The organism is Oscillibacter sp. MSJ-31 (assembly GCF_018918025.1).
In the GTDB taxonomy this organism is placed as follows: domain Bacteria; phylum Bacillota; class Clostridia; order Oscillospirales; family Oscillospiraceae; genus Hominicoprocola.
Genome location: NZ_JAHLPT010000042.1, coordinates 1 through 7,475, shown reverse-complemented (window position 1 = coordinate 7,475; position 7,475 = coordinate 1). Strand labels below are relative to the sequence as shown.

Here is a 7,475-nt window from a genome sequence, read left to right as displayed (position 1 = left end):
GCCGAGGGCATTTCCATCGGCGCGGTCGAAAACCTGCAAGGCATTTCCTGGCAGCGCGTCACCATCGAAGGAGAGCAGAACCATGCCGGCACCACGCCGACCGCCTACCGCGTGGACGCGGGCCTCGCCGCCGCGAAGGTCATCACCTTCCTGCGCCGCCGCTGTGAGCTGCCGGACAGCCGCACCGTCGCCACCACCGGCTGCATCACGTTCGAGCCAAACGCCATCAACGTCATTCCGTCCAGGGCTGTGTTCACCGTGGACGCCCGCAACCCCGACGCGCAGCAGCTCTGCGCCGAGGAGCAGGCGCTTGCAGACTATCTTGCGGAGCTGGAAAGGACCGACCGCGTCAAGATCACAGCCGAGCGGCTCAGCCGTTTTGATCCGGTGCTCTTCGACGAGGGGATCGTGCGGCTCATCGAAGGCTCCACCGCCGCGCGGGGGCTTTCCTGCCGCCGCATGACCTCCGGCGCAGGGCAGGATGCGCAGATGCTTGCTCGCATCTGTCCCACGGCGATGATCTTCGTTCCAAGCGTCCGCGGCGTCAGCCACAATCCGCTGGAGCTGACACGCGACGCTGACCTTGCCGTCGGCGCCAATGTGTTTCTTGATGTTGTGGCACAGCTTGCCGTGAAAGAATTCGCAAGAGGTCCGATGGACGCTGGGAAGGTCGCTACACCGCGGGCTACCATCCCGAGACAGGTAAGCGGATCATTAAAAATGTTCTCGGCAAGACACAAGAAGAATGCAAGGCGAAATTGAGTGCCGCGCTGGAATCGGTCAAGGGTATTGACGTCAGCCGTGCCGATGAGTATACCGTCGCCACATGGCTGCGAAGCTGGTACGACATTTACGCCAAGCCAAACATAAGAGTTGCCACGGCAGACCGCTACCATCTGATGGTCGAGCAGTACACGATTCCCCGCATCGGCAATATCAAGCTCACCAAGCTGACCGCACACGATCTGCAAAAGCTCTACAAAGAGCTGATGGAAAACGGTCGCATCGACCGCAAGAGCGGTCATGGCAATCCGGGGCTCAGCAGCACGACCGTCCGCAGCCTACATCTGATGCTGCACAACGCCTTCGAGCGGGCAGTCAAAGAACGTCTGATCCTGCGCAATCCGACTGAGGACTGCATCGCTCCCAAAATTCAGAAATTCGAGATGCAGATCCTCCAGCCGGAGCACATCAAAGAATACCTCGATGCAGCAAATGCCCGTGGACTCCTCCCCATGTTCTATTTGGAACTGGTCAGCGGATTACGCAAGGGCGAACTAACTGCCCTTCTCTGGTCTGACCTCGATATCCAGAACCGAACCATATCCGTCAGCAAACAGTATGTCAAGAATCCTAACGGTGAGTTAGCATTGACCAGACCGAAAACAGAAACCTCCGTTCGCAAGGTCAGCATACCGCAAGAAGCCGTTGACCTCCTCGTAGCGGAACATAATAAGCATCTTGACAATCCCTACATGTTCCCCTCACCGGTCACGGGTGAAATGTACTATCCCGACTCCATCGTAAACCTACACAAGAAAATACTGAAGGACGCGGGACTGCCACACATTCGCTTTCACGATCTCAGACACACCTTCGCAACCTTGGCGCTTCAAAACGGAGTAGACGTCAAAACCGTCAGCAGCATGCTGGGACACTACGATGCGGGATTCACCCTGCGAACCTACACTCACGCAACAAGGCAGAAACAAGATGAGGCAGCGCAAACGATGGGTAGCTTCATGGCTCAGGTCATGTAAGCAGAAAAAGAATAAAAAATATCGGAGAAGGGGCAAAACCTCCTCTCCGGTACTCTTTGAACCTATCGGCACATTTCCGCGTGTGGGTCACGGTGTGGGTCAGTAATTGACCCACATTTTGACTCACACCGTTTTCGGCGTTTTTGCAACGAAAAAGCACCGAAAACCGAAGTTTTCGATGCTTTTTGGAGCTGCTGGGCAGATTCGAACTGCCGACCTCATCCTTACCAAAGGCGAATGACAAAAATATCAAAAAATTATAGTTATTAGAGGAAATGCGTGTAATCCGCTCTTTTGCGGTTGCTCGGGTATCAAAAACGAACTTTTTTGGCGCTCTATTTTTGCTGCGTTTTTCCAACTTTGAAACTACACTTTCAAAACTACTCAAAAAAACCATAGCCCATTTTGACGTTATATAGTCCGTACATTTCCAGCGTTTCCGGCTGACCCTCCGACGCATAGCGTCCCGGCCACCAGCTCAAAAATCCCTCGTCTAATCCATCTATCGGCGTGTCCGGCAGATATAAGATAAATTCGTCCCCGTCCTCCATGCCATACGGCTCGGAGGATATATTTTTTGTCCCGTTTTCTATCCACTCTTTTCCGGCTTCATAATCGCTGTCCAGCTCCGCCAGCGTCAGAGAATAGCTATACTCGTCTACTTTTTGAATATCCGAAAACCGCCCCGAAAAATCGCAGATATAAACCGTTCCGTTCGGATAATCTTCGTCACAGACACCCATATCAGCGTCGTAATACGCCCCCGAAAATGCCCCGTCCTGTTCCAGCGTCATAGAGGTCGCCCACGCGCCTACGCCACTGCTGAATACAAAATCTATCGGAAAATCCTCCGGCAAAGCAACCTTGTCCTTTTGGCCGCAGCCAGTCAATAACGCGGTGCAGAGCAACAGCACCGCCACCTTACACACAAAATATTTTTTCATCGTCTGTCCCTCCCAGCTTTAGTATACGTTTTCCCGTTGGCAGAAGCAAGACCCCCTTTCGGGGGTCTTACCCGCCGCGATCAGACTTCATTCATCTGCTGCATACAGTCCATACACATGATACGCACGCTTTTTGTTGCCCTCACGCTGTTGCCGCAGCACGGACATATCAGCTTTCTTGTGCTGCTGGGTCTGCGTTCACCGCCAGCGTTCGCAGCCCCCGCGTGGCTCGTTCCCGCCGCTCCCACACGAACGCCCGGAACAACGCTGCTTCGTCCGATGCGAATTTCATTCCAGCCTTTTGAAAGTGCATCGGCCTTGTCCACAAGAAAAAAGCCCCGTCCATTTTGACGGAGTTCATCAAGGTAAATCTTGCCGCTATCAAGACGGATGATGACTGGTCGGCGTTCTATCGGCACATGAACGCCATCAATGGGTACCTTGTTCTGAATACCGCCGATAAATAACCCGCTCACAAATTTACCGCGAAAGGAGGTGATGCCTCATGCCATCCCCAGAGGACTTGAAAAGAATCAGCGGCGCAATCAGCAGCGACCCCGCAGCGTTTCTCCCGCAGATTCTTTCCTATATTGAAAAGAGCGTCAAGGAGTGCTATGATAAAAACAACGAAGTAAGCCCATGTCAGGCCACGCTTCCGCACCTTGACAATCGCATAGAGTCGGATTGCACGCCATCCTCGGAAAGTGATACGGAGATGGCAAAAACGAAAATAAATCAGCCCGTTATGATAGCGGGAGAAAAACGATGGATCACCGCAAGCTCCATGCAGGAGTTCGCTGACAAGGTAGCAAAGCTGCTCAGTACGCCGCAAAGCGCGGGTAGGCATCCGTTTGGTGACTATGCGTGGAACTGGTTTCATACCTATTCCAAGCCCAATATAGAAACGGTCACGGCGACTACCTACGAACGGCAAATCAGGCTGTACCTGATTCCCGCCTTTGACGGGATGGACGTCGAGGAAATAACCCCCGATGATGTGCAGCGGCTATTCAATCATATGTCAGGAGCAAAGGCGACCAAGGACAAGGCGAAAATCGTGCTGAACCAAATCCTTGACGCAGCCGTTGAGGATGGCTTGCTGCTGAAAAACCCCTTAAAATCCAAGCGTATAAAAATCAAGGGTGTGGCCAGCAAGGAAACGCCGCCGTATAGCGTGGAGCAAATGCGCTATCTTGTGCAGCACATTCCCGAGATTGAAAATCCGATTGACCGAATGTACTTGGCAATACAGGCCATGCACCCGCTCCGGCTTGAAGAAGTGTTAGGACTTCAACCAGAGGATATTGATATTGACCGCATGGAAATCCACGTCCGACGAGCCGTTACACACCCCAACCGCAACCAGCCGGAAATCAAGGACACGAAAACGGGCGGCAGCAAACGCACCATTGCCCTGTCCGCCGCTGCACTGCCGTATCTCTGCATGGATGGCGGACGCTTTTTGTTCGGCGGTGATAAGCCGCTTTCCTACACGCAGGTACGGCGGATGTGTAACCGCATAAAAAAGGACTTGAAATTTGAAGAAAATATAACCCCTATTCGCTTCCGTACAACTGTCCTCACCGATTTGTATGAGCAAACGGGAGACATAAAATTAGCGCAAGCGGAAGCCGGACATACGACTCCTGCCATGACGCTGAAATATTACGTCAAGGGACGCAAAACCTCAGAACAAGCAGCCGCAGCAATCCAGCGGATATACACCGCCAGTTGATAGAAAGTTGGAAAGGTAAAAACCCGCAACCCCTTGTGCCGCAAGGGATAGCGGGCTTTCCATTTGCCAAAAAGTTGGTCGGTTAGTTGGTAAAACGCCTTTTTTTGGTAACGAGGCCGTTTTTCGAGGTTGCAAAAACACTCGAAAAGTTGCAAAAACATAACAAAATCCGCCCAAACCTTACGATTTAGGCGGAAAATGTTGGAGCTGCTGGGCGGATTCGAACCGCCGACCTCATCCTTACCAACCACCGTAGAGCCTTCCAGCCCTTGCTGTATAAGGCTTTGCGGCGTTTTTTTGTCCAAAAAGGATGAGGTCGCAGCCTGTTTGTTCCATTGTTTCCGTCCGCTCATTTCCCCGTGTGGGTCACGGTGTGGGTCAAACAACTTTCAGGACGCGAACGAGGGGCGCACCTCCGACAGCGGCAAACCAAGCCGCTGCGCCCTGTCCCGCTCATAGGTGACGCGGGTCACTTCTTCAATAAAGCTTTTCTCCTTCGGTGTGGCGCTTGCCCAACGCACACTGTATTTGCGGCACAGTTGAAAGAATATCTCATAAAAACGTTCTTCCTCTGCATCTTTGCGGCAATACCACGCCGCATCAGACGCCGGTCTGATTTTATTCATATCCATGCAAAGCACCTCCTCGCAGAAAATCAATCCAGATAGGTGAAGAAAATTCGTTTGGCAGCTTCGTCCGCAATCAAATACCTTGGCGCGGAAGATTGAAAGGTTGGAAGCAAAACGGCCCCAAAGTCTTCCTCATAATGCTTCGCCAAGCTCGTCGTCTTCGCTTCAAGCACCACATCGCCGGTCAAACCGCTGTCAATGGACAGCTTGATGCCATAGGCGATCAGCAGCCTCCCTATCCCTCTGTACTTCGGGGTTCCTCCGTCGAGCGTAGGATTTGACTCAGGCTGTGCCTCCATATACACAATGTGTACGACCAGCGCAGTCGGAAGGACCTCATATGCTGCCAGAGCAATCAGCTCATCTCCAACTCTGGCTGCGTATTTTTCGTAATTTTCGTCGGCCAGATATTCGCTGGCCCAGGAGGTCTGCCACAAGGGTTCTCGGTCTGTCAACGCAGCATCCTGCGGCGTCATCGGCTCAATAGCCACCGGCACTTGTCGATTCATTGCATCGTAAACAAATGGTCGAAACTGCACAGCCCTCACCTCATAAACAGTATACCACGGTTTTTGTGAAAAATGAAGTGGGAAATTAAAGTTACAGCATCCTCATTTTCGTTCCAAAAACGCACCGCTATAAAGAGTACAACCACAGATACTCCACTTCATAGGGGAACAAACTCCCACCCAAAGCACTATCGGACGGGACGACTGAAATAGCAGCAAACCATCGTATGACGATTTGCTACTATTTCCGTTATAAACTGTCTACGATTGTTTTTAGGGCATAGGGTTTTGCATATTTCAAATACACATCACTCACGAAAATAGCGTTCTCTTCTGCAGGCTTTGTCCACATGGCTGGATACACTATTACTTTCTTTTTGCCATTGTCCCCCTCGGCCCAAACTGTTTCATGGCCAACATCGATATGTACGCCAGAAAGCAGGAGTATCTGTTTTAAGGATTTCAAAAGATGCTGTTGATTTCCGTACGAGATTGCCGGTGCTCTTGTGCCTGTTTCTCCCCAATTCAACAAGTCAAGCGCAGCCTTACGATCGAGGACATTATGGATGTGTTGATTCCGATAGTGCTTTAAACACCTATGGCAAGCGCTGTCACAAGTACAGCCATCGAGAAGTTCTCGGGTTTTGGTAAGTAGTTGCCGAATAGAGGATTCAATGCTAACAGCATAGCCCGCACCACTCGAAAGGCTATCATACAAGTAAATATCAACGAAATCCCCAGCACGATTTTGTCTAACGCGATAACCAGTCACAAGTTCGGTAAATTCAATATCCAATTCCTGGCATACTGCTAAGCGCAAGCCTTCCGCCAAAGACTGTCCAGCACGATTTAGCCAAGAATTCCTCATGGGGTTGATATCAATCTGCTGCCGATCTAAAGCAAATTCCAGAACAAGCATATCTGTAACAAAGTCATATCCAAGATTCACATTAGCTGTATCGGTATGTTTGCAACGTGTCTTAGCGAATCTGGATCTATACGGACGCAAAATATCCTTAAGTACAACGGGGTCATCTCCGGGCATTGCAGCTCCGCAGTCACAGCAGATCGTAAATCCCTTGCCGCCAACACCCTTGTTAAGCATGATGATCCGCTGATTGGAACGAACAGCCATTCGGATATTGGCACACCCATTAACAACCGTCACATCATCTGCATTGGGCAATGTGGAATATAGGGGTTGCTGAGTCGCCGAGTATTCTTCATTCAATTGTGCTGTTTCAATAGATGTGGCATTTCGTGGTGCAAATCCCCATGGGCGCAACATAGGCAACATATTTGTCAACGCTTTATTGCCGCAGAAAGGACAGGTACTCGGGTTGTCCTCTTCTAAACCAAACCAACCACACTGATTGCAGGTACGAATCCTTTTTCGGTAGCTTGCATCCTGGATAAATGCTTTAGCTGGAGATGCAGCATTTTTTTCGCTCCGTTCTCCTCCGGGATAATACAATCCACCGATTTGGTAGGTCGTTTTATCAACAACGATCGCTCTGCCAGGTGCATATTCACCAACAGCAACATCTAATCCTCGTTCGACCTGATATTTTACTTTCCCATTTATATCGGAAATATATGTGCTAACAACATTTTTAGGGAAAGAATAGGTAGGAATGATTCCCTCTTCATAAAGCGCATCCAAAAGTGATTTTTTCCCAGAATCACTACTATCATCTGTTCCAAACAGCTCAGGATGATTATCTCTTTTTTGCTTCAGTGCCGCCAGAGATTTTTCAAGTTCACCTTTGTAGCTGTCCAATCAAGAAGAACGGCAACCTGCGCTACACCATCCGGCCGATCCGTGAAGCCATAGAAATCTTTCACGCGCGCCAACTGTCTGCGGTCGAGCGCGCAGCAGAGCGGCAACAAGTTCAGCG

At 50.7% G+C, this 7,475-nt stretch carries 9 protein-coding genes; 3 read left to right on the top strand and 6 right to left on the bottom strand.

Annotated elements, in window-relative coordinates; genetic code table 11:
• Positions 1 to 762, top strand: a 762-nt coding sequence (locus KQI17_RS13715; protein WP_253285839.1) for a M20/M25/M40 family metallo-hydrolase, incomplete at its 5' end; no start/stop codon positions are given.
• Positions 759 to 1,760 (top strand): site-specific integrase, encoded by a 1,002-nt coding sequence (locus tag KQI17_RS13115; RefSeq protein ID WP_253285838.1) that lies wholly within the window; start codon positions 759 to 761, stop codon positions 1,758 to 1,760. The genes KQI17_RS13715 and KQI17_RS13115, both read left to right, overlap by 4 nt.
• Positions 1,761 to 2,140: 380 nt before the next feature.
• On the opposite strand, the gene KQI17_RS13110 is transcribed toward KQI17_RS13115, so the two are convergent.
• Entirely contained in the window at positions 2,141 to 2,704 is a 564-nt protein-coding gene (locus KQI17_RS13110) for a lipoprotein (RefSeq protein WP_216496650.1), read from the bottom strand.
• Positions 2,705 to 2,784: 80 nt separating this feature from the next.
• Positions 2,785 to 3,180, bottom strand: coding sequence for a hypothetical protein (locus KQI17_RS13105; RefSeq protein WP_216496649.1), 396 nt, complete (start codon positions 3,178 to 3,180; stop codon positions 2,785 to 2,787).
• 47 nt (positions 3,181 to 3,227) lie between these two features.
• Between KQI17_RS13105 and xerC the strand changes: the two genes are divergently transcribed.
• On the top strand, positions 3,228 to 4,439 hold the full coding sequence (gene xerC / locus KQI17_RS13100; RefSeq protein WP_216496648.1) for a tyrosine recombinase XerC: 1,212 nt from the start codon (positions 3,228 to 3,230) through the stop codon (positions 4,437 to 4,439).
• Here xerC and KQI17_RS13095 read toward each other — a convergent pair.
• The 4 genes from KQI17_RS13095 to KQI17_RS13080 all read right to left on the bottom strand — a co-directional run bounded on the left by KQI17_RS13095 (position 4,370) and on the right by KQI17_RS13080 (position 7,357).
• Positions 4,370 to 4,744 (bottom strand): hypothetical protein, encoded by a 375-nt coding sequence (locus tag KQI17_RS13095; RefSeq protein WP_216496647.1) that lies wholly within the window; start codon positions 4,742 to 4,744, stop codon positions 4,370 to 4,372. The genes xerC and KQI17_RS13095 overlap by 70 nt on opposite strands.
• Positions 4,745 to 4,828: 84 nt before the next feature.
• Positions 4,829 to 5,071, bottom strand: coding sequence for a hypothetical protein (locus KQI17_RS13090; RefSeq protein ID WP_118623231.1), 243 nt, complete (start codon positions 5,069 to 5,071; stop codon positions 4,829 to 4,831).
• Between the two features lie 23 nt (positions 5,072 to 5,094).
• Positions 5,095 to 5,577, bottom strand: a complete 483-nt coding sequence (locus KQI17_RS13085; protein ID WP_216496646.1) for a hypothetical protein — start codon at positions 5,575 to 5,577, stop codon at positions 5,095 to 5,097.
• A gap of 250 nt (positions 5,578 to 5,827) precedes the next feature.
• On the bottom strand, positions 5,828 to 7,357 hold the full coding sequence (locus KQI17_RS13080) for a DUF1998 domain-containing protein (RefSeq protein WP_216496645.1): 1,530 nt from the start codon (positions 7,355 to 7,357) through the stop codon (positions 5,828 to 5,830).
• Positions 7,358 to 7,475: the final 118 nt, after the last annotated feature.